We start from the raw sequence: 20,443 nt of genomic DNA, 5'->3' as shown, positions 1-20,443 counted from the left end.
GCCCTCGCCCGAGGACGGCAGCGGGGCCTGCCTCACATAGCACCGCTCAAGCGCTGGCGCTCCTTGATCTCGCGCCGCTCCTGCGCCTCCACGGAGAGGGTCGCGACCGGACGAGCTTCCAGGCGCGCCAGGCCGATCGGCTCGCCGGTCTCCTCGCAGTAGCCGTAGCTTCCGTCCTCGATACGCACCAACGCCTCGTCGATCTTGTGAACCAGCTTGCGACAACGGTCGCGGGTCCTCAGCTCCAGCGCCTGATCCGCCTCGCGGGTAGCGCGATCCACATCGTCGCCGACTTCTTGATGGGCGCTGTCGCGCAGGCCGTCGAGCGTTCCTTGGGCCTCGTCTAAAAGCTCGGCCCGCCAGGCGAGCAGCTTGGCGCGAAAGTAGGCCAGCTGGCGCTCGTTCATGTACTCCTCATCGGGACCGGGAGAATAGTCGGATCCTGGATCCTCAGCCATCGGACACCCCCTCACCTTGACGCAGATCGAATATGTAATAACATAACACGCCTTCACCACTCTCCTTGTGGAGGCTGACCCGAACACGCTGTCGGCACCTGGACCGTGCAACCCATCGGTCCCGATGCAACCCCCTGTTTGCGAATAAACCGTAGCGGATATCGCCGACATGCCGCGACCGGGCCTGCACCGCACACCGTCCTCGGCCTCAGCCGGTCGGACCGCCGGTATTCCAGATGACATCCGCGGAGCATCGCGTATTCGGGTGGCCTTCGGCAAGTCTATCGGAGGCACGCCGTTCGGGGGCGTCGGACCGGCCGCCGAAAACGGCAGCGGTTCCGCGGGGATGGTCGGGCCAAAACCGCCCTTGCGATCCGCCGCGGCTGAATCGGCCCGGTTTCGCACACCGGAGCATGATTTCTCTTTTCAACCGGAGAAGCTCGCCTTGTATATGACACGTTATAACATTAAAACACCGTGCCCGTTGCGGGAAGGATTTGCGGTCCGACGCCGGCTCGCGGAACGAGCCGAGGTTCGGATCGCCATCGCGATGGCCTTGCTGACGCCGATGACCGCGTTCCCCGCCACGGATGCCGAGATCGCCGAGCTCCGAGCCATGGTCGACCAGATGAAATCCCAGTACGAACGCCGGATTCAGGATCTGGAGTCCCGTCTGGCGAAGGCCGAGCGTGAGGCTGACCGGGCCGCAACACGCTCGGAGGCAGCTGCGGAGCGGGCAGAGCAGGCTGCCCGGGTCGCCTCGACCGAGTCCCGACCGATGACCGCGCCGCTCGTCACGGCTCCCGCGAGCGCGGAGCCAGGCGCGACGGGTCTCGGTGCACTGGGCTCGGGCAACGCGTTCAATCCGCAGATCTCGGTCTTTCTCGACGGCAACTATTACCATGACGGGATCGACGGCGAGGGTGCGGCGCTCGTCGGGCTCGCCTATCAACCCTCAGGCGGTGCAGACCAGGGTCACGACCACGACGACGAGGAGCATGGCGGCCACATGCACGGCCTCACCGAGAACGGCTTCAACTTTCGCGAGGCCGAGATCGCTTTTTCGGCAACCGTCGATCCCTATTTCGATGCCTCGCTGTTCCTCGCAATCGACAGGGACGGCACCGTCGAGCTGGAAGAGGGCTATTTTCAGACCCGCAGCCTCCCGGCCGGCCTGCGCGTGAAAGGCGGCAAGTTCCTCAGCGATTTCGGCTACATCAATCGGCAACATCCCCATCAATGGGACTTCGTCGATCAGAACCTGCCCTACCTCAATTTGCTCGGTCCGCACGGGCTTCAGGACACCGGACTTCAGCTCACCTGGCTCCCGAAGCTGCCCTTCTATACCCTACTCGGCGTCGAGGGACTGCAAGGCAACCAAGAGATCTTCGGCGCGACCTTGGGCGACGACGACCAAGCGGCGCTGGAGCTCGGCGCCACCGACGACGGCCCGCGCCTCTGGACCGCCTTCGCCAAGGTCGCCCCCGAGATCGGGATCAATCATGCGCTTCAGCTCGGGCTGTCCTACGCGAACAACAACCAGCATCAAGAGGTTCAGGAGCATACCCATGCGCACGGCGACGACGACGCGCATGACGAGGATCACGCGATCGAGATCCACCGCAACGGTCTCGCCGGCGACGCGCAGCTGTGGGGAGTCGACCTGGTCTACAAGTACGACGGCGGCGGCGCCCACGGACACAAGAACTTCAAATTTCAGAGCGAGTACCTTCGCTCGATCAAGGATATGAAGATCACCGCGAGCGCCCATCCGGAGATTATCGGCTCACGCCGCACATTCACCACGGACGGGCTCTATGCCCAGGCGGTCTATGGATTCGCCCCGAAATGGACCGCCGGCCTGCGCTACGATGTGCTGGGGATGACCAACGAGATCAGCGGCGGCGGCAAGGATGCAGGCTTCGGCTCGTCGGATCGTTGGACCTTCGATGTCACCTGGAACCTCTCGGAATTCTCGCGACTGCGCGCCCAATATGCGCACAACGATATTCTGCAAGCACCGGGCGAGCGAGAGCGTTTCGACGCCTTTTATCTACAGTTTCTGGTCAGTATGGGCTCGCACGGGGCGCACGCCTTCTGAAATCGCGCCCTTCTGAAATCGCGTCTCGTGGGGGCATGCAACGGGTTTACTCGGGATCGGGCTCCTCATCGATCCGGGATCTGGGAGCCGACGCGATTTCAGGGTGTATCGGTGACCGTAGGATGGGTAGAGCGTCAGCGAAACCCATCCAGCCCGCACCAAGCGTATCGAACCGAAACCCGACAACGCGGCGGTTTGGAGGATGGGTTTCGCTTCGCTCTACCCATCCTACGTGTTTCGGTTGTTTTTGAATCGTTCCAGAGGTGTTTTCCGGCGTGTAGGGCCGAATCAAGTCGCCCTGCAGCGCCTTGAGACTGTGCCGAGCGTGCGAGGCACGCGTTTGATACGGGGAGTCGTTATGTTTAGAGGGTTTATTGTTTCGGTGATCGGGACGCTTCTCGGGGGTCTGCTGACCGTCGGGGCACTGCATGCCGCCGAGCTGGATGTCGTGGCAACCAGCTCCGGCATGGGCGCCTTGGCTCGCACGGTCGGTGCCGAACGCGCGCACGTCACGGTGCTGGCCTCGCCGGATCGCGATCTGCATATGGTCCAGGCCAAACCGGTCATGATTCGCATCCTGCGCGACGCCGATCTGGTCGTCGCGGTGGGTGCCGAGCTCGAGGTCGGCTGGCTGCCTGCCGCGACCGGCAGCGCCGCCAACCCGCGGATCCTGCCCGGCAAGCCGGGCTATTTCGAGGCCGCTGCCCAGGTCGATCTGTTGGAGGTCGGCTCACCGGCGGACCGCGCGCTCGGCGATGTCCATCCGGTCGGCAACCCGCACATCAACATGGATCCGGTGCGGATGGCGATCGTTGCCTCCGCACTGGGCGAGCGCATGGCCCTGCTCGATCCTGCGGGCGCCGAGACCTATCGAGCCAATGCGCGGACCTTCGCCGCTGCGACTGAGCAACGCGTGGACGCTTGGCAAACCCGGCTCGCGGGCGCACCGGGCGTGGTCCTCTATCATCGGGATGCGCTCTATCTGCTCGATCGCTTCGGTGTTCCGCTGCTGGGCACCATCGAGGAGACCCCGGGCGTACCGCCCACGGCCCAGCAGATCAGAAGCCTGTCGGAGCGGCTTCGGGAGCGATCCGGCGTGATCGTCTATGCCCCATACGCCTCGGCACAGGCACCGGAACGCCTGGCCAAGGGCCTGGGCTGGGAAGCCCGCCGTCTCACGCTCGACCCACCGATGGGTGCCGACGGAGACGGTTATCTCGACCACATCGACCTCTGGGTGGACACCCTGTCGCAAGCTCGGTGAGCGGGCCGCTGCTGCGCGTGGAGGATCTCATGGCCGGCTATGGTCGGCCGGTGGTCGGGCCTGTCTCGCTCGACGTCTTCCCCGGCGAGGTCGTGGGTCTTTGGGGCGCGAACGGTTGCGGCAAGTCCACGCTGCTCAACGCCATCGCCGACCGCGCTGACCTGCTGGCCGGACGCATCGTGCGGATGCCCGGCCTAGTCATCGCCTATCAGGCGCAGCAGCCGATCCGCCTCGCGAGCATGCCGGTGACGGGACGCGAGCTGCTGCGCTTTGCCGGCGCATCCCTGAAAGACATGCCCGCCGCCCTCGAAGCGGTCTCGAGACAACGCATCGACCGCTTGAGCGGCGGGCAGTATCAGCTCCTTTGCGTCTGGGCCGCCATCGCCGGTCGGGCCGATCTGATCCTTCTCGACGAGCCCACCAACAACCTCGACCCCGAGCGGGAGACCCTGTTGACCGAGATGCTCACCCCGAGCCGGCTCGCCCGTCGTGACATGAGCGGCGCGCGCGCTCTACCGGACCGGGGCGTCCTGCTCGTCAGCCACGAGCGGCGATTCCTCGAGGAGACCTGCTCGCGGATGATCGAGATCGCATGAGCGCGCTCGATCTCTTTCTGGATCCGTTGTTTCGGCTGCCGCTGATCACCGGGATGGCCATCGCGCTGGTCGTGCCCCTCATCGGGGCCTTGCTCCTGCTTCGCGATGAATGGCTGGCCGCCCTCGGACTGGCGCACCTGGCCGCCGCGAGCGCACTGCTGGGACTTGCCGTCGGTTTGCCCGCTGTGCTCGGTGCACCGCTCGGCGCGCTGGCCGGCGGCGCGGTCAAATCATTGACCGAGGCGCGCGGCAATCTCGCCTACGGGTTTATGATCCTGCTCGGGTGGTCGGCGCTCTTTCTGATCGCGGCCAACACCAGTCTCGGCGGGACACTCGGGCATGCGCTCGTCGACGGTCAGCTCTATTTCGCCGGGGCACTGGAGTTGATTGCCGCACTCGCGCTCGCCGGGCTCGTCGCAGCCGCCCTGCCCCGACTTGTGCCCCGGCTGCTGCGCGCGCGTTTCTTTCCACACGACGAAACCGCGAACCGACTGCCGGCACACCGCTGGCACCTGAGCTTTGACCTGCTGAGCGCGCTGGCGATGGCGATCGGGACCGCGACCGTCGGTCTGATGGGTGCGTTCGCGCTCGTCTTGGTGCCGGCCTGGATCGCCTTTCGCATTGCCCCCGGCTGGACTTGGACGATGGCAATCTGCGCGCTCGTCGGCGCCGGCGGCTATCTCCTGGCCTACCTCGCGGCAATGGCGCTGGATCAGCCCTTCGGTCCGGTGCTGGTGGCGGTGCTGATCACGCTGGCCGCGACGGTCGAGGCGGGGCAAGGCCTGATCGGCCGAATACGTCTAGTGCGCCCGCGGCAAGTGCGTTGAACCGCGTCCAGCGCGAGATGCTCAAGCTCGAATGAGCTCGACGTTTGGTGCATCCATAACCCTTAGCGGGGGACGCGGTTCAACATGATCTGTTTTTCAATATTCTAAACCGCGCCGGCTCCAACGGTCTTCAAGTCTGCCGGGGAAGATCCCACCCGAAAAACATCGCATACCGCGCTGGGCGCGTTTTAGCAGCCCGCGTCCTCGGAGAGCATTTCGAGGGCACTCTTGATCATGCCGTGCGCACGATAGAGCCCGATGAGTGTCTTGGCGTCAGTGATCTCGCCGTCGTTGCACCAGTCGAGGGCTTGCGCCAAGGGCAGCCAATGGATTTCGATCAACTCGTCCTGCTCATGGGCGTGAGGCTGGCGGGTCAACCCGCGGGCCATCCAGAGGTGAATCACCTCGGTGAAGACCCCCGGCGAGCTGTGCATGCGTCCGAGATCGGTCCAATCCTCCGCGGTCAGGCCGGCTTCTTCGGCCAATTCGCGGGTCGCCGTATCGCGCGGCGTCTCGCCCGGATCGATCTTTCCCGCCGGAAGCTCCCAGAGCCAACCGTCCGCGGCGTGTCGAAACTGGCGCAGCAGACAGACGCGATCCTGCTCGTCCAGAGCGACCGTTGCAGCCCCGCCGGGGTGGCGGATGATCTCGAGCTGAACCTCCTGCCCGGTGGGCATGGCGACAGTCTCGAGGGCGACGTCGATCACCCGTCCTTGAAAGACAGGCTCACGTTTCAGGATCCGTGCTTCGGTCATGGGAGATTCCTCGATCTAAACCGCGTCCAGAGCGAGATGCTCATCTTCGAGCGAGCTCGACGTTTGGTACATCCATGACTTTTGCCGGGGACGCGGTTTAAACTAATATATTTTTTAATACGTTAAACCGCGCCGACTCCAAGGCGCGTCAAGTCTGCCGGGGCCGATCTTATCCAAAAACATCGCATACCGCGCTGGGCGCGGTTCAGTCGTTTTGGAAACGACCGCCGGCAGACCCTAAACTAACGATCCGAGACCGATCCGACAAGGCGAATCGGCCAACGCAGGGATCCCGCATGTCGACCCAGAATCCTTTCCTTCTCGCGTTCACTTTCGCCGTCTACTTCGCCGTGGTCTGGGTGATCGGTTGGTACGCCTATCGACGCACCAGGGATCTGTCGGACTTTGTCCTCGGCGGTCGACGGCTCGGCAGCGGGGTTGCCGCTTTGAGCGCCAGCGCCTCGGACATGAGCGGCTGGCTGTTGCTCGGTCTGCCCGGATTCGCCTATGCAGCCGGACTGGAGTCCCTCTGGCTCGCCGGCGGACTTCTGCTCGGCACCTGGGCGAATTGGCGCCTGGTCGCGGCGCGCCTGCGGGTCTTCAGCATGTCCTACGGCAACGCACTGACACTGCCTGAATATTTCGCCAACCGATTCGAAGACCGGGCCGGGTGGCTGCGCGGCATCGCTGCCTTGTTCATCCTCCTGTTCTTTCTGCTCTACACCAGCGCCGGTTTGGTGGCCGGGGGCAAGCTCTTCCAATCTGTCTTCGGGCTGCCCTACCTCTGGGCCGTGGCAATCGGTGTCCTGTCCATCATGGTCTACACCGCGGTCGGCGGCTTTCTGGCCGTCTCCTGGACCGACGTCCTGCAGGGGATGCTGATGGCGGTGGCCTTGGTCGCCGTGCCTTTGGTGGCCGTGTCGCAGATCGGAGATGCCAGGTTGGCGCTCGAGGTGATCGAGGCCGCCAACCCGAACCTCCTGGATCCCTTCACCCGCGCGGACGGCAGCGCACTGGGCCTCATCGGCATCCTGTCCTTGGCGGCCTGGGGTCTGGGTTATTTCGGTCAGCCGCACATCCTCGCCCGGTTCCAGGCCATCGCCTCGCCGCGCAAGGTCCCGCTGGCCCGCTGGATTGCCGTCACCTGGGTGGCGGTCACGCTTGCGGGCGCCACCTTGACCGGTCTTGCGGGCATCCTGATCATCGAGCAGCCGCTCGCGCCCGAGGCGCGCGAGACCGTCTTTATCCTGCTCGTCGATCTGCTGTTTCATCCGTTGATCGCGGGTCTGCTCCTCGCCGCCATCCTGGCCGCGATCATGAGCACCGCCGACTCGCAATTGTTGGTCTCCTCGTCCACCTTCACCGAGGATCTCTATCGCACCCTGCTGCGGCGCAAGGCCGGGGCGCGCGAGCTGGTCTCCGTCGGGCGGATCACGGTCGTCGTGATCTCGGTCGCCGCCTTCTGGCTGGCGCTCGACCCGGATGCCATGGTGCTCGATCTGGTCGCCTACGCTTGGGCCGGATTCGGTGCGGCCTTCGGCCCGGCACTGGTCCTCTCGCTGTATTGGCCACGCATGACCGGGCTCGGTGCGCTCGCCGGTATCCTGGTCGGCGGCTTGACGGTCTTGGGATGGCGGCAGCTCCAAGGCGGACTGTTCGACCTCTACGAGATCGTGCCGGGCATTCTCTTCGCAGCGATTGCGATCGTTTTGGTCAGTCGCGCGGACAAGAGCAAACAGGAGGGACTCGCTGCGCGCTTCGCCAAGGTCGAGGCCGAGCTGAAGGCGCCGCCCGCATGAGCGAGCGGTCCGAGACGCCGAGCGCCAGCCCGCCGCTGCGCGAGTGGAATGACCTGGGCGTCGAGGAGCAGACCGCACTCTTGATCGAGTACGGCTATGATCTGGAGCAGCTTCCCCCGACCTGCGATCTCCGCACCAAGGTCGAGCGACTCAGGCAGTGGCTGCAGGGCCGCGGGATCCGCTACAAGGGGCGAGGCTGTGGTCGAGCGTAGATGCGGCGGAACGAGGGCCGACAAAGACAGCTGCCGTCATAGCGCCGTCATCAAACCTCAATAGAATGCGCCTCAGTCGACTGGCTTCAACAGGCGAGGCCACGTAAACCTCGGCGAACCCGCGCTGCGAATTCGGGGTCATCACCTGAACCGCGTCGACGGCAACGGTGGAAAGCCGTTGCAGGGCCGAGACTCATTTGAAACATCACAGATCACTCCGGACGCGGTTCAGAACACCATGACCACCATTCTTGTCGTCGACGATGAACCGGATATTCGCGAGGTCATGCGTTTCGCACTCGAAAGCGCCGAATATCGCGTGATCGAGGCCGCCCATGCGGACGAAGCGCGCAAGCTCCTGAACAACGAAAACCCGGACCTCATCCTGCTCGACTGGATGCTGCCCGGACGCTCCGGTCTGGAGCTGGCCCAACAGCTCAAGCAGAATCCCAAGAGCCGCGCTGTACCCATCATCATGGTCAGCGCCCGCGGCGAGGAAGAAGATCGGATCAAAGGTCTCGACACCGGGGCCGACGACTACATCGCCAAGCCCTTCTCGCCGCGCGAGATGGTCGCTCGCGTCAAGGCGGTCCTGCGGCGGGCGAAGACCGACGAGCCGGCGGACGAGATCGACGTCGGCGGTCTGCGCATCGACAATATCAGCCATCGCGTGACTGCCGAGGGGCGCCCCGTCGACATCGCCCCGACCGAATATCGCCTCCTGCATTTCTTCATGACCCACGCCGATCGCGCCTTCAGCCGCTCGCAGCTGCTCGATCAAGTGTGGGGCGATCAGGTGTATGTCGAAGAACGCACGGTCGACGTGCATGTCCGTCGCCTGCGCAAGGCGCTCGAGACGTCCGGCCACGACCGACTGCTCCAAACCGTGCGCGGCGTCGGCTATCGCTTCTCGGACAAGACCTGACGCGATTGGCCGGCAAGCCGCACCCACGGGAAGAGTCCTGGCGTCACGCCGTGTCGTTCGAGTTGTGGATGTTCACGGCCACGATCGTCCTGTGCACCGCGCCGTGGCTGATCGCACCCCAGTGGGCTTGGGTCGGGACCGCGGTGCTCGTCGCCTATCTGCTGCGCCAGGTCTACCTGCTCACACATCTCGCGCTGCTGATCCGACGTCACCACCGGCTCATCCCACCGTTTCCGCGCGGGCTTTGGGGCGAGATTTATCGCAGCATCGCACAGTATCAGCAGCGCGGGCGCAAGGGCCGCAAGCGCCAGATCCGCTTCACCCGTCGCTTTCGCGAGGCTGCCAACGCAGTACCCGACGGTCTGGTCATCCTCGATAAGCTGCATCGCGTGGATTGGGCGAATCCCGCCGCGGCAACCTTGATGAACGTGCACTGGCCGGAGGACGACGGGCGGCCCCTGTTCGAGATCCTGACCCATCCGGATCTCAAGGACTTTGTCGAGACCGGCGAATCCTTACGGCCGATGGATCTCGCCCCGGAGCACAACCGCGCCCTGATGCTGTCGCTGCGCATTACCCCGTTCGGCGAACGCAAGCGCCAGCGGCTCGTGGTCGCACGCGACATCACCAAGATCTATCATCTGAACATGATCCGGCGCGACTTCGTCGCCAACGCCTCGCATGAGCTGCGCACGCCCTTGACCGTCATCGCCGGCTTCCTCGAGAGCCTGATCGACGCCGCGGCGACACCGCCTAATCATCGTCGCCCCTTGACCCTGATGCACAATCAGGCCGAGCGCATGCGTCTCATCATCGAAGACCTGCTGACACTCTCGCGCCTTGAGATGCATGAGCACCCGGAGGTGCAGGAGCCTGTCGATGTCCCGGACGAGCTGCACCTGATCCTTCAGGAGGCGCATGCACTGAGCAAGGGGCGGCACGTTTTCTCGACCGACCTCGACGAGGATCTCCTCCTGCTCGGGAGCCAGCCCGAGCTGCGCAGCGCGTTCTCCAACCTCATCTTCAACGCGGTCAAGCACACGCCCGACGGCACCGAGATCCGTATCCGCTGGACGGCATGGAGCGACAACCTGGAGCTGCGCGTCGAAGACAACGGACCCGGCATCGAGCCCGAGCATCTGCCGAGGCTGACTGAACGTTTTTATCGGATCGACAAGGCGCGCTCACGCGAATCCGGAGGCACCGGACTGGGTCTCGCCATCGCCAAGCACATCATGAACCGGCACGATGCGCGCCTGCTGATCGCAAGCGAGATCGATCGAGGCTCGACCTTTTCATGCGTCTTCCCCCGCGTGCGGGCGATCCTCCGAGAAGAGGTCGAACACGGCACCGCACCTCGCGCGTTGCCTGACCCGGCGACCTAATCGACCGAGCAAGCGTGGATGTTTCGCCGCATTGCACGCCCCGCGCGCGCCGGGGCCGAGGTGGACGCTCGGCCGCTTGTTGATGTTCGCGCGCGGGCGTAGCATTTCCAGTCGGTCCCGGTCGCAACAGGTCCCGGAGGATTCGCTGATGAACGACTTACGCAAAGGTCTCGCCCTCGGCTGTGCTCTGGTGCTTGCCGGACTCTCGTCGGCTTGGTGCGCCGATCTCGACGAGATCCGGGAGCGCGGCGAATTGCGCCACCTCGGCATCAAATACGCAAACTTCGTCACCGGCTCCGGCGACGGTTTCGACGTGGAATTGGTGAAAGGCTTTGCGCAGGAGCTCGGTGTCGAGTACGTCCTCGTCGATACGAATTTCTACAACGTGATGCGCGATTTGTTGGGCAAGGACGTGGTACGCAACGGCTCGGAGGTCACCCTCGAGGGCGACTACCCGATCCGCGGGGACATGATCGCAGCCGGGTTCACCGTGCTCCCCTGGCGCGAGCAGGTACTGCTGTATTCGCAACCCACCTTTCCTTCCCAGGTGCTCCTGGTCGCCCGCTCGGAGTCCGAGCTTTCCCCGATCTCGGGTAGCGACGACCTCTCCCGTGATATCCTTCAGACCAAGACGCTGATCGGATCCAAAAGCCTCTTGGTGATGGAGCGGACCTGTCTCGACCCGGCCAACTACGGCCTGACCGGTGCCGGGGTCGATCTCAAGTCCTATACCAGAAGCTCGAATCTCAACGAGATGGTCCCGGCGCTGCTCAACGAAGAGGCCGAGCTGACCCTGTTGGACGTCCCGGATGCCATTCTCGATCTAAAGAAATGGGCGGGATCCATCAAGATCATCGGTCCGATCTCGGAACATCAGGATCTAGCCGCCGCTTTTCCGAAGAGCGCACCTGCTCTGCGTGACGCCTTCGACGAATACCTCGCGAGAATCAAGGCCGATGGCACCTACGATCGCTTGGTCGACAAATACTACCCGGGGATCCGCCGCTACTTTCCGGGGTTCTTCGACCGCGCCTCCTGAATCCGGCGTCGTCGGAGCGACGCTCGCCCGATCCCGTCGAGAACCGCAAGTCCCCTCCGAGCGGCTTGACGTCCCGATGGTGAGCGACCACGCCTTCAGCGATCGACATGCCTCTTCGGGCATCCGCGCAGGCCTTGAGCGATCCGCACCAAGATGGCGTTGCTAGGTCGACTCGCCCCGCGCTGGCCGCTCCTCCTAGCGGTTATCTTCTGCGTCTATACCATTGTTCTACTTTGGAATGTCTTCACGGCGCAAGACCTGCTGCGCTCCGCCGCGGACGCCCGATTGGTTGCGGACAGCCAACGTCGCGCGATCGCCGTCGCCGACTTCACCGCCGAACGCCGCAACAGCGCCGTCGACCTCGCCGAAAGCCACGAGATCGAGGCCTACCTGGTCAATCACGCCTTGGGCATGTCGTTGCAGTACGGGTTGAACACCAATCTCGATGCCATCGAGCAGCGTTTCCGCCGACATGTCGAGCAGAAGACACTGCGTGGATCGCCGCTCTACCAGCGGATCATCTTCCGAGATGAGGAAGGAAAGACACTCGTCGACCTGCAGCCCCACGCACCGTCCGTCGATCTGCCGGAGGGATTCGAGCATGAATCCAAGGTCTCGATTCAAACAGAATCGCACCGCTTGATCGCGAGCGCCCCGGTGCTCCACAAAGGGATGTACAAAGGCGTCGTCGTCACGGTCGGCAGTCTCGATCAACTCGCCTGGCTGCTGATCTCGAGCGGGGACGCAGTGACATCCTCGGCAGGCTATCAGGAGCTTCTGGTCGGACCGAACGGCCTGGTGATCACGCCGCCCGATCCCGAGATCGAGGTCGATCCCGAGCTGGCGCAAGCCCTTGCGCGCTTGCCCGAAGACACTCTGCAGCCGATCGGCGCGAACCCGGATCGCCGAACGGACCGTCGTGGGGAGCGTCGTGCGGACCGTCGCGCGGACCTCGACGGGTGGCTTGCGGTGCGCAGCGCTGTCGCCGGTACGCCCTTGTCGCTGGTCACCTTGATGACGGCAGCCTCTGTCTACGGCCATCTCGCCTCACGGCTCTTTCTCTACACCTTGGGTGCCTTTCCCGTCGTGCTGCTGTTTGCGGCCGTCGCCTTCGATCGCATGCGGTTGCGGGCAATTCGATTCGAAGAAAAATACGCCGAATCGGATCGTCTGCGAGACCGGTTGGAGCACCAGAACCAACGACTGTCCGAGGAGATCGCGCGCCGCGAGGCATTGGAGCAGGATCTGCTCGACAACACCCGTCGGCTCGAGGAGATGGCGGATTCCCTGAAGACCAGCGTCGCGCGGGCCGAGGATGCCAGCCGCGCAAAATCCGAGTTTCTTGCGGCGATGAGCCACGAGATCCGAACCCCGATGAACGGCATCATCGGGATGACCGAATTGACCTTGGAGACGACACTGACCGACGAGCAACGCGACTGTCTCACCGTCGTGAAGTCATCGGCCGACGGCCTTCTGACCATCATCAACGATATCCTCGATTTCTCCAAGATCGAGGCCGGTAAGCTGGCGGTCGAGTCGATCGATCTCGACCTGCATGCCCTCGTCACCGAGATCATGCGTTCCTTGCGGGTCAAAGCACAGGAGAAACCGCTGGAGCTCCTCAGCGAGCTCGCGCCGGGCGTCCCCCGCCGCTTGATCGGCGACCCGGGCCGCCTGCGACAGATCCTCGTCAATCTAGTCAACAACGCAATCAAATTTACCGACCAGGGCGAGGTCGCTCTGCAGGTGGATGCACGACCGCTCGCGGAGGATCGGGTGGAGGTTCATTTCGCCGTGCGCGACACCGGGATCGGCATCTCCGCGGAGAACCAGAGGCGCATCTTCGATGCATTCTCGCAGGAAGACGGCTCGATCACGCGCCGCTTCGGCGGCACCGGTCTGGGCCTGACGATCTCAACTCGGTTGGCCGCCTTGATGGGCGGGCGCATCTGGGTCGAAAGCACGCTCGGCGAGGGCAGCACCTTCCATGTGACCCTGCCGCTCGGCGTCGGCGATGGGGAACTCGTGGCGCAGCAACCGCCCGAGCTGAAGGGAAAACGGGTCTTGCTGGTCGACGACAACGCGGTGAATCGCCGGATTCTCTGCCGCATGCTCGTGCAATGGGGCATGCAGGTGACCGAGGTGCGCAACGGCACCGAATGCCTCGCCGTCGTCGGCGACCCGGACATCCGGGCGTTCGACCTGCTCCTGATCGACTACGAGATGCCCGATATCGATGGTTTTGCGGTTGTCTCCGCGCTCAAGGGAATCCCGCGCGTGTACGACCTCAAGATGATTATGCTCTCCTCGGGGGTCATTCCCGGCCATGCCGAGCGCTGCCGAGAACTGGGCATCCATGCCCTCCTCGCCAAGCCCGTCGCCTACGACGAGCTGCTGAAAGCCGTGCAAAATGCCTTGGGCGAGCCCACGCGGGATACGGCGCCCGGAACACTTCCCGCCGCCCGTTCATCGCGGCAAGCCGCGAAGCCGCTCAAGATCCTGCTGGCCGAGGACAACCTGGTCAATCAGAAACTCATGATCCGACTTCTCGGCAAGTGGGGCCATGATGTGACCTTGGCCAGCAACGGCCGAGAGGCGCTGGAGCAGGTCGAAAACGACACCTTCGATCTCATTCTGATGGATATGCAGATGCCGGTGATGGGAGGTCTGGAGGCGACCCGACTGATCCGCGAGCGCGAGGGCGCCGACCCGACGTCGGCACGCATCCCGATTCACGCCTTGACGGCCGCCGCGCTCCCCGAGGAGCGCGCGGCCGCACTGGCTTCAGGTGTGGACGGTTATCTCACCAAACCGCTCGATCGGATCGAGTTGCTCGACCTTCTCGAACGACTCGCAATGGCCTCGGGCGAGCGGGCAAACGTGCTTGCTTAGTTCCTCAACGTCGGATCCAAGCTCACGGGAACAGCGATCTGGGGCGATTTCCGGGAAGGCATCGACCATACAAGGGGCGACTTCAGTCGCCCCTTGGTGTTTCAGGCATGCGCAGTCGGAGTGTTTCTTCCCGGCAATCGCCTAGGTGCTCTGCCTCAAGCCGCTTCGCGCAATGTGATCGACGAGTCGGCCGAACACATAGTCGACCTCGTCGTAGCTGTTGTAGACCCCGTGGGTGGAGATCCGGAACCCGATCCGGTCGTCGGCGAGCGCGAATTTGCTGCTGCGCCACGTCACGGAGCGAATGTAGATCTTGGGCGTCTCCCCGGCAAGGCCGTTCACAATCGCGTTGATCGCGTCCCTCATCACCGCGAAACTCGCAGCGTCGTTTCTGGACGCGAACGGATTGAAGCAGGTCAGCGCAGTTGCAAACCGCGCGTCGCGGTTCTCCTGCACCCAGAGCGCGTCGCGGCCCCATTGGCCCGCAATCAACCCCTTGAGATGATTACCGAGCGCGATGCCGCGTTCGTAGATCGAGTGCACACCGACCTGATCGAAGAAGCTCAAGGCGTCGGTCATGGCATAGACCGCGGGGGTATTGCTCTCGCCCCGAAACTGCATATAGACACCGGGGTTCCAAGCGCGGCTCTCGTACCAGGAGCTGGGAGCGACAAAGGGATTCCCGTACAGGAAGAAATTGCCCATCGCGAACGGCGGCAGAGGATAGACGTCTGCATCCGAGGTTCGCACGTAGAGAATGCCCGTGCCGGGTCCGCCGCAGAGCCATTTGTGACCCGCCCCCGCGATGAAGTCCGCACCGTAGCCGTGGCAATCGATGGGCAGCATCCCCCAGCCGTGCGCGGAGTCGACGATCGAAAAGGCTCGGTGCATGCGCGCAAGCTCGCACAGCTCGGGAATCGGCATCCTGAGACCGTTCTTGTAGAAGATCTCGGAGATGGCGAGGTACTTCTTCTCGCCTCCCTGCGCCAGGGGTGCCTCCAGTGCCGACTCGAACCAGCCCAGCACCTCGTCGACGGTCATGTCCTCCGTGAAATTCGAGGGGATATCGACGACAACGACCTCAACCCCATGGTAGTCCCGTGCCCAGGCGATCGGGCCGGCCAGGGCGGGGTGCTCGAAACTGGTCGTCACGATCCGATCGCCAGGCTTCCAGGGTGTTCCGGCAAAGATGAGGTTGCAGGCGTCGGTGGTGTTGTAGCTCAAGACGATCTCGTCGGCGTTCGCACCGTAGACCGCTGCGACCATGGCCTGACGTGCGCCGGTCGCCGAGGGCGAGATCGGAAACAGCGCAGGTGCCTCCGCCGCCAGGTTGGCCGACCAGCTCAGCGGATCCGCGGCCTTGTAACGGTTGTAGACGGCGAGATTGTTGAGCACGAACTCGGGCGGCGAGCCGGTGGTGCCGGTGTTCATATGGATATAGTCGTCCGCCAACGAGAAGGCTTGGCGAACTCGATGCCAGTACGCCTCGCCCGTCGGTCGCCCGGAGATTCGCGGAGGAGCCAACAGCTCCCGGCCGAATTGACCCGGCGGAACCCCGGGCGGGCCCGATTGACCCTTGGCCAGAACCTCCCCCGGCCCGACCAGTCCCGCGGCAACGGTCGCCGATGCAAACCCCTTCAAAAAATCACGCCGATCTAGGCCCGAACCCTGCTTATTCGTTGTCATCCCACACACCCATTGCGCTAAAAATCGATGCGGAGCAACCCACTCTCAGGTGAGCTGCTCATACCATGGCACACCGACCGCGCGGACCCGACAACGAGAGACGAAAGGGACGGACTCGCAAGACCCCGGATCCATCGAGGGGGACCGAACGGCACGGGTGCGGCGAGCTTAGCAGGATAGATCGAAAGACCTGTGACGGAGATCACAGGGCGGGAATGTGCAGAACCGAAAGGGCACCGCCGAACGCGGTACCCATTGGTATGACAGTGTCAGCGAGAGGCCGCGACGAGCGGAATACGCTCTTCCTCTTGCGCGACTTGCTCGTCTTGAAAGGCTTGATTGACGCGGTCCCGAAGCTCCTTGCCGGGTTTGAAATGGGGGACATGCTTCCCGGCCAAGGCGACCGAGTCGCCGGTCTTCGGGTTACGCCCGATCCGCGGCGGCCGATAATGCAAAGAAAAGCTTCCGAAACCTCGGATCTCGATCCGCTCGCCGGAGGCAAGTGCCGTGCTCATGCGATCGAGGGTCTTTCGTACCGCCTCCTCCACATCTTTGTAGGGAAGGTGGTCCTGCGCCGCCGCCAGAACGTCGATCAGCTCGGATTTGGTCATGGTGTCGACTCCTGGAAAAGGAGAAAGGGCCCGCAATACGGGCCCCGCCTAAAGAGGCATCAAGCTGGAGACATCACGAAGGGGTATCAGCCCCCGCGCTGCGCCTCTTCCATCTGCTCTTTGAGGAGATCGCCAAGGGTCGTCGCGGTAGACGAATCGCGCGAGTAGCCCTTGATGGCCGCCTGCTCTTCCTCGACATCCTTCGCCTTCATCGACAGCGAAAGAGTGCGATTCTTGCGGTCGACGCCGAGGAACTTGGCCTCGATCTCCTCGCCCGCTTTCAGAACGGCACGCGCATCTTCGATGCGGTCGCGTGAGATCTCGGAGGCACGCAAGTAGCCTTCGACGCCGTCGGCCAGGGCGATCGTCGCCCCCTTGGGATCCACATCCAGGATGGTACCGGTCACGACGCTGCCCTTCTCGTGCAGGGCCACGAAGCTGGAGAAGGGATCCTTGTCCAACTGCTTCACGCCCAGGGAGATGCGCTCGCGCTCCGGATCGACCGACAGCACGACGGTTTCAAGCTCGTCGCCCTTCTTGTAGCGACGCAGGGCCTGCTCGCCGGCTTCGTCCCAGGAGATGTCGGACAGATGCACCAGACCGTCGATGCCGCCGTCCAGACCGATGAAGATACCGAAGTCCGTGATGGACTTGATCTTGCCGGAAACGTGATCGCCCTTCTTGTGGGTGACCGCGAACTCGTCCCAGGGATTCATGGCGCACTGCTTGATGCCGAGCGAGATGCGGCGACGCTCCTCGTCGATATCCAGCACCATGACCTCGACCTCGTCGCCGAGTGCCACGACCTTGCTCGGATGGATATTCTTGTTGGTCCAATCCATCTCGGAGACGTGGACCAAACCCTCGACACCCTCTTCGATTTCGACGAAGCAGCCGTAGTCGGCGATGTTGGTGACCTTGCCGAAGACACGGGTGCTTTCCGGGTAACGGCGCGAGATATTGACCCAGGGGTCCTCGCCCATCTGCTTGAGGCCAAGAGAGACACGCTGACGCTCGCGATCGAACTTGAGCACCTTCACGGTGACCTCGTCGCCGATCTCGACCACCTCGGAGGGATGCTTGACGCGACGCCAAGCCATGTCCGTGATGTGCAGCAGGCCGTCGATGCCGCCCAGATCCAGGAAGGCGCCGTAGTCGGTCAGATTCTTGACGATACCCTTGACCTCCATGCCCTCTTCCAGGTTCTTCAGCAGCTGATCACGCTCGGCGCTGTATTCCTCTTCCACCACGGCGCGGCGGGAGACGACGACATTATTGCGCTTGCGGTCGAGCTTGATGACCTTGAATTCCTGCTCCTTACCTTCGAGGTAAGTGGTATCGCGCACGGGGCGCACGTCCACCAAAGAACCCGGCAGGAAGGCGCGAACGGTTCCGAGGTCGACGGTGAAACCGCCCTTGACCTTGCCGTTGATCATGCCCTTGACGGTATCGGCAGCCTCGAACGCCTTCTCCAGATGATCCCATGCGGCGAACCGCTTTGCCTTCTCGCGCGAGAGACGGGTCACGCCGAAGCCGTCCTCGACCGCGTCCAGAGCGACCTCGACCTCGTCGCCGATCGCGACCTCGAGCTGGCCATCCGGGCCGATGAATTGAATTCTGGGGATCACGCCCTCGGACTTGAGCCCGGCATTGATCACAACGTTGTCGGAGGTGATCTCGATCACGGTTCCGATGACGATGGTGCCAGGCTGCAGTTGGGTGGTGCTCAGACTCTGTTCAAATAGTTCGGCAAAGCTTTCGGTCATAAGATGAAATTATCCTGAGAACGGCGCGCTGACCCGTCCCATCCGGGACGAGGGGTATGAATGAGATGAAAAGGTCGGCGCATTCGGCACCGACCCGACTGGATCGACAGAGGTCCCGCTGGACGGACTGCCGATTTATTAAGGGACCAGCTCCGGAAAGACGCGCCTCACCTCTTTCAGGACCCGATCGAGCACTTCTTCGATGGACATCGCAGTGGAATCCACGATCACCGCATCCTCCGCGGCACACAAGGGCGCCACGCTGCGGCCGCGATCACGCGCGTCGCGCGCCCGGATGTCTTCTACAAGGTCGGGGAGGTTAGCATCCAACCCCTTTCCTTTCAACTGTTTATACCGGCGGTCCGCACGCACCTCGGCGCTCGCGTCGAGAAAGATCTTCAACGGGGCCAGCGGGAAGACGACCGTGCCCATGTCGCGCCCGTCGGCGACCAGGCCCGGCGGGCATGCCATGGCGCGTTGGCGCTGCAGCAAGGCATCGCGCACCGGCGGATGCACCGCGACGCGCGAGGCGGCCATGCCCGCCTGCTCGGTGCGGATCGCCTCGCTCACGTCCTCGTCTTCCAAGAGCACGCGGCCCGAGACAAAGGCGACCGGCAGATCGGCCGCGACCTCGGCGACGGCCTCGGCATCGTCGAGCGCAACCCCGCGGCGCTCCGCAGCGAGACCGAGCACACGATAGAGCGCGCCGCTGTCCAGACAACGCCAGCCGAGTCGCGCCGACAGCAGCTCGGCAATCGTTCCTTTGCCCGTTCCGGACGGACCGTCGATGGTGATGACGGGGGACGACACCGGGTCAGCCTCGGGTCGCCTGGATGGTCAAACCGGCGGTTGCGGCCAGCTCGACGAATCCCGGGAAAGAGGTCTCGACGTTGGCGCAATCCCGAATCGCGATCGGACCGCTCGCACGCAAGGCCGCGATGGCGAAGGACATGGCGATTCGGTGGTCGCCGTGTGCATCGATCCAGGGCGCATCGCCTGCAGCCGCAGCACCTGTCGAGCCCAGCGCGCCGCCGTGGATCCGCATCCCGTCCGGCAGCGCCTCGGCGCACACTCCGAGCTTGGCCAGACCGTCGGCCATTACCTGAATGCGGTCGCTCTCCTTCACCCGTAGCTCCTCCGCGCCTGTGAGTATGGTCTCGCCCTCGGCGCTGGCCGCCGCGATGAATAGGACCGGCAACTCGTCGATCGCCAGCGGCACCTGATCGACCGGGATGCGGATCCCGCGCAGACGCGCATGACGCACCCGGATGTCCGCCACCGGCTCGCCGCCGGCCGTGCGCCGGTCGATCAGCTCGATGTCCCCGCCCATGGCGCGCAGGATGTTGATCACGCCGACCCGCGTCGGATTGATACCGACACCTTCCAGGATCAGGTCGGAACCCGGCGCGATACTGGCGCCGACCAGGAAAAACGCCGCCGATGAGATATCGGCGGGTACCGTCAAGCGACAGCCCGTCAGCCGTCCGCCGCCGGTCAGACAGACCTTGGCCGCTTGACGCCGAACCGAATACCCGAAGGCCGTGAGCATGCGCTCGGTGTGATCGCGCGTCGGCGCGGGCTCGGTCACGCAGGTCTCGCCCTCGGCATAGAGGCCCGCCAACAAGAGGCTCGATTTCACCTGCGCACTGGCCACCGGCATCGCATAGTCGAGACCGGTCAGACGCTCGACCGGCGTGAGATCGAGCGGCGCCGTACCGCCCTCGCTCGTGCCGATCCGCGCACCCATCTGCGCCAACGGCTCGGTCACGCGCCGCATCGGGCGCTTGGACAGAGAGGCGTCGCCGACCAGGGTCACCGGGAACGACTGCCCGGCCAAGAGACCCGAAAGCAACCGCATCGAGGTGCCGGAATTGCCCATGTCGAGCGGACCGTCGGGCGCCTGAAGACCCCGCATCCCGACGCCCTGCACTCGCACCTCGCCGCCGTCGGGCCCGTCGATCCGCACGCCCATGCGCCGGAAGGCGTTCAGGGTCGCCAAGGCATCCGCACCCTCGAGGAACCCGCTGATGCGGGTCTCGCCCTCCGCGATCGCCGCCAGCATGATCGAGCGATGCGAGATCGACTTGTCGCCCGGAACGCGCAGGCGCCCGCGCAAGGTGCCGC

General features: G+C 64.0%; 17 protein-coding genes. 10 read left to right on the top strand and 7 right to left on the bottom strand.

Annotation, left to right across the window (positions count from 1 at the left end; genetic code table 11):
• Positions 1 to 32: 32 nt before the first annotated feature.
• Positions 33 to 458, bottom strand: coding sequence for an RNA polymerase-binding protein DksA (gene dksA / locus GPT33_RS06055; RefSeq protein WP_296806428.1), 426 nt, complete (start codon positions 456 to 458; stop codon positions 33 to 35).
• Between the two features lie 550 nt (positions 459 to 1,008).
• Here dksA and GPT33_RS06050 point away from each other — a divergent pair.
• The 4 genes from GPT33_RS06050 (at position 1,009) to GPT33_RS06035 (ending at position 5,246) form a co-directional block, all read left to right on the top strand.
• A complete protein-coding gene (locus GPT33_RS06050) occupies positions 1,009 to 2,559 on the top strand; it encodes a TonB-dependent receptor (protein WP_296806426.1) in 1,551 nt (516 codons plus the stop codon).
• A 358-nt stretch (positions 2,560 to 2,917) separates the two neighbouring features.
• Positions 2,918 to 3,823 (top strand): metal ABC transporter substrate-binding protein, encoded by a 906-nt coding sequence (locus GPT33_RS06045; RefSeq protein WP_296806423.1) that lies wholly within the window; start codon positions 2,918 to 2,920, stop codon positions 3,821 to 3,823.
• Positions 3,824 to 3,852: 29 nt separating this feature from the next.
• Positions 3,853 to 4,419: an ATP-binding cassette domain-containing protein gene (locus GPT33_RS06040; protein ID WP_296806421.1), complete on the top strand. Its 567-nt coding sequence runs from the start codon at positions 3,853 to 3,855 to the stop codon at positions 4,417 to 4,419.
• Positions 4,416 to 5,246: a metal ABC transporter permease gene (locus GPT33_RS06035; RefSeq protein ID WP_296806419.1), complete on the top strand. Its 831-nt coding sequence runs from the start codon at positions 4,416 to 4,418 to the stop codon at positions 5,244 to 5,246. The genes GPT33_RS06040 and GPT33_RS06035 overlap by 4 nt, the downstream gene beginning before the upstream one ends.
• Positions 5,247 to 5,434: 188 nt before the next feature.
• Here GPT33_RS06035 and GPT33_RS06030 read toward each other — a convergent pair whose 3' ends face one another.
• A complete protein-coding gene (locus GPT33_RS06030; RefSeq protein ID WP_296806417.1) occupies positions 5,435 to 6,001 on the bottom strand; it encodes an NUDIX hydrolase in 567 nt (188 codons plus the stop codon).
• Positions 6,002 to 6,297: 296 nt separating this feature from the next.
• On the opposite strand from GPT33_RS06030, the gene putP reads away from it, so the two are divergent.
• From putP to GPT33_RS06000, 6 genes are all read left to right on the top strand, one after another.
• Complete coding sequence (putP, locus tag GPT33_RS06025) at positions 6,298 to 7,800, top strand: sodium/proline symporter PutP (RefSeq protein ID WP_296806416.1); 1,503 nt, start codon at positions 6,298 to 6,300, stop codon at positions 7,798 to 7,800.
• Positions 7,797 to 8,012, top strand: coding sequence for a hypothetical protein (locus GPT33_RS06020; protein WP_296806415.1), 216 nt, complete (start codon positions 7,797 to 7,799; stop codon positions 8,010 to 8,012). The genes putP and GPT33_RS06020 overlap by 4 nt, the downstream gene beginning before the upstream one ends.
• 238 nt (positions 8,013 to 8,250) lie before the next feature.
• A complete protein-coding gene (gene phoB / locus GPT33_RS06015; protein WP_296806414.1) occupies positions 8,251 to 8,937 on the top strand; it encodes a phosphate regulon transcriptional regulator PhoB in 687 nt (228 codons plus the stop codon).
• 68 nt (positions 8,938 to 9,005) lie between these two features.
• Entirely contained in the window at positions 9,006 to 10,322 is a 1,317-nt protein-coding gene (gene phoR / locus GPT33_RS06010; protein ID WP_296806413.1) for a phosphate regulon sensor histidine kinase PhoR, read from the top strand.
• Positions 10,323 to 10,470: 148 nt separating this feature from the next.
• Positions 10,471 to 11,361 (top strand): transporter substrate-binding domain-containing protein, encoded by an 891-nt coding sequence (locus tag GPT33_RS06005; RefSeq protein ID WP_296806411.1) that lies wholly within the window; start codon positions 10,471 to 10,473, stop codon positions 11,359 to 11,361.
• A 153-nt stretch (positions 11,362 to 11,514) separates the two neighbouring features.
• Entirely contained in the window at positions 11,515 to 14,256 is a 2,742-nt protein-coding gene (locus GPT33_RS06000) for a response regulator (protein ID WP_296806410.1), read from the top strand.
• Positions 14,257 to 14,397: 141 nt separating this feature from the next.
• Here the strand turns inward: GPT33_RS06000 and GPT33_RS05995 are convergent, their stop codons facing one another.
• The 5 genes from GPT33_RS05995 to aroA form a co-directional block, all read right to left on the bottom strand.
• Positions 14,398 to 15,942: an aminotransferase class V-fold PLP-dependent enzyme gene (locus GPT33_RS05995; protein WP_296806408.1), complete on the bottom strand. Its 1,545-nt coding sequence runs from the start codon at positions 15,940 to 15,942 to the stop codon at positions 14,398 to 14,400.
• Positions 15,943 to 16,211: 269 nt separating this feature from the next.
• Entirely contained in the window at positions 16,212 to 16,553 is a 342-nt protein-coding gene (locus GPT33_RS05990; protein ID WP_296806406.1) for an integration host factor subunit beta, read from the bottom strand.
• Between the two features lie 86 nt (positions 16,554 to 16,639).
• Positions 16,640 to 18,319 carry a 30S ribosomal protein S1 gene (rpsA, locus tag GPT33_RS05985; RefSeq protein ID WP_296806405.1) on the bottom strand — a complete coding sequence of 560 codons (1,680 nt, stop codon included), beginning with the start codon at positions 18,317 to 18,319 and terminating at the stop codon, positions 16,640 to 16,642.
• Positions 18,320 to 18,457: 138 nt separating this feature from the next.
• Positions 18,458 to 19,129, bottom strand: a complete 672-nt coding sequence (gene cmk / locus GPT33_RS05980) for a (d)CMP kinase (RefSeq protein ID WP_296806404.1) — start codon at positions 19,127 to 19,129, stop codon at positions 18,458 to 18,460.
• 4 nt (positions 19,130 to 19,133) lie between these two features.
• The coding region (gene aroA / locus GPT33_RS05975) for a 3-phosphoshikimate 1-carboxyvinyltransferase (protein WP_296806403.1) at positions 19,134 to 20,443 on the bottom strand (1,310 nt) is incomplete at its 5' end.

The organism is Thiocapsa sp., assembly GCF_011390875.1.
Classification (GTDB): domain Bacteria; phylum Pseudomonadota; class Gammaproteobacteria; order Chromatiales; family Chromatiaceae; genus Thiocapsa.
This window is presented reverse-complemented; position numbering and strand designations above follow the sequence as displayed.

Coding starts and splice junctions, on each gene's coding strand:
- dksA (WP_296806428.1), bottom strand. CDS start 458: ATGGCTGAGGATCCAGGATCCGACTATTCTCCCGGTCCCGATGAGGAG.
- GPT33_RS06050 (WP_296806426.1), top strand. CDS start 1,009: ATGGCCTTGCTGACGCCGATGACCGCGTTCCCCGCCACGGATGCCGAG.
- GPT33_RS06045 (WP_296806423.1), top strand. CDS start 2,918: ATGTTTAGAGGGTTTATTGTTTCGGTGATCGGGACGCTTCTCGGGGGT.
- GPT33_RS06040 (WP_296806421.1), top strand. CDS start 3,853: ATGGCCGGCTATGGTCGGCCGGTGGTCGGGCCTGTCTCGCTCGACGTC.
- GPT33_RS06035 (WP_296806419.1), top strand. CDS start 4,416: ATGAGCGCGCTCGATCTCTTTCTGGATCCGTTGTTTCGGCTGCCGCTG.
- GPT33_RS06030 (WP_296806417.1), bottom strand. CDS start 6,001: ATGACCGAAGCACGGATCCTGAAACGTGAGCCTGTCTTTCAAGGACGG.
- putP (WP_296806416.1), top strand. CDS start 6,298: ATGTCGACCCAGAATCCTTTCCTTCTCGCGTTCACTTTCGCCGTCTAC.
- GPT33_RS06020 (WP_296806415.1), top strand. CDS start 7,797: ATGAGCGAGCGGTCCGAGACGCCGAGCGCCAGCCCGCCGCTGCGCGAG.
- phoB (WP_296806414.1), top strand. CDS start 8,251: ATGACCACCATTCTTGTCGTCGACGATGAACCGGATATTCGCGAGGTC.
- phoR (WP_296806413.1), top strand. CDS start 9,006: ATGTTCACGGCCACGATCGTCCTGTGCACCGCGCCGTGGCTGATCGCA.
- GPT33_RS06005 (WP_296806411.1), top strand. CDS start 10,471: ATGAACGACTTACGCAAAGGTCTCGCCCTCGGCTGTGCTCTGGTGCTT.
- GPT33_RS06000 (WP_296806410.1), top strand. CDS start 11,515: ATGGCGTTGCTAGGTCGACTCGCCCCGCGCTGGCCGCTCCTCCTAGCG.
- GPT33_RS05995 (WP_296806408.1), bottom strand. CDS start 15,942: ATGACAACGAATAAGCAGGGTTCGGGCCTAGATCGGCGTGATTTTTTG.
- GPT33_RS05990 (WP_296806406.1), bottom strand. CDS start 16,553: ATGACCAAATCCGAGCTGATCGACGTTCTGGCGGCGGCGCAGGACCAC.
- rpsA (WP_296806405.1), bottom strand. CDS start 18,319: ATGACCGAAAGCTTTGCCGAACTATTTGAACAGAGTCTGAGCACCACC.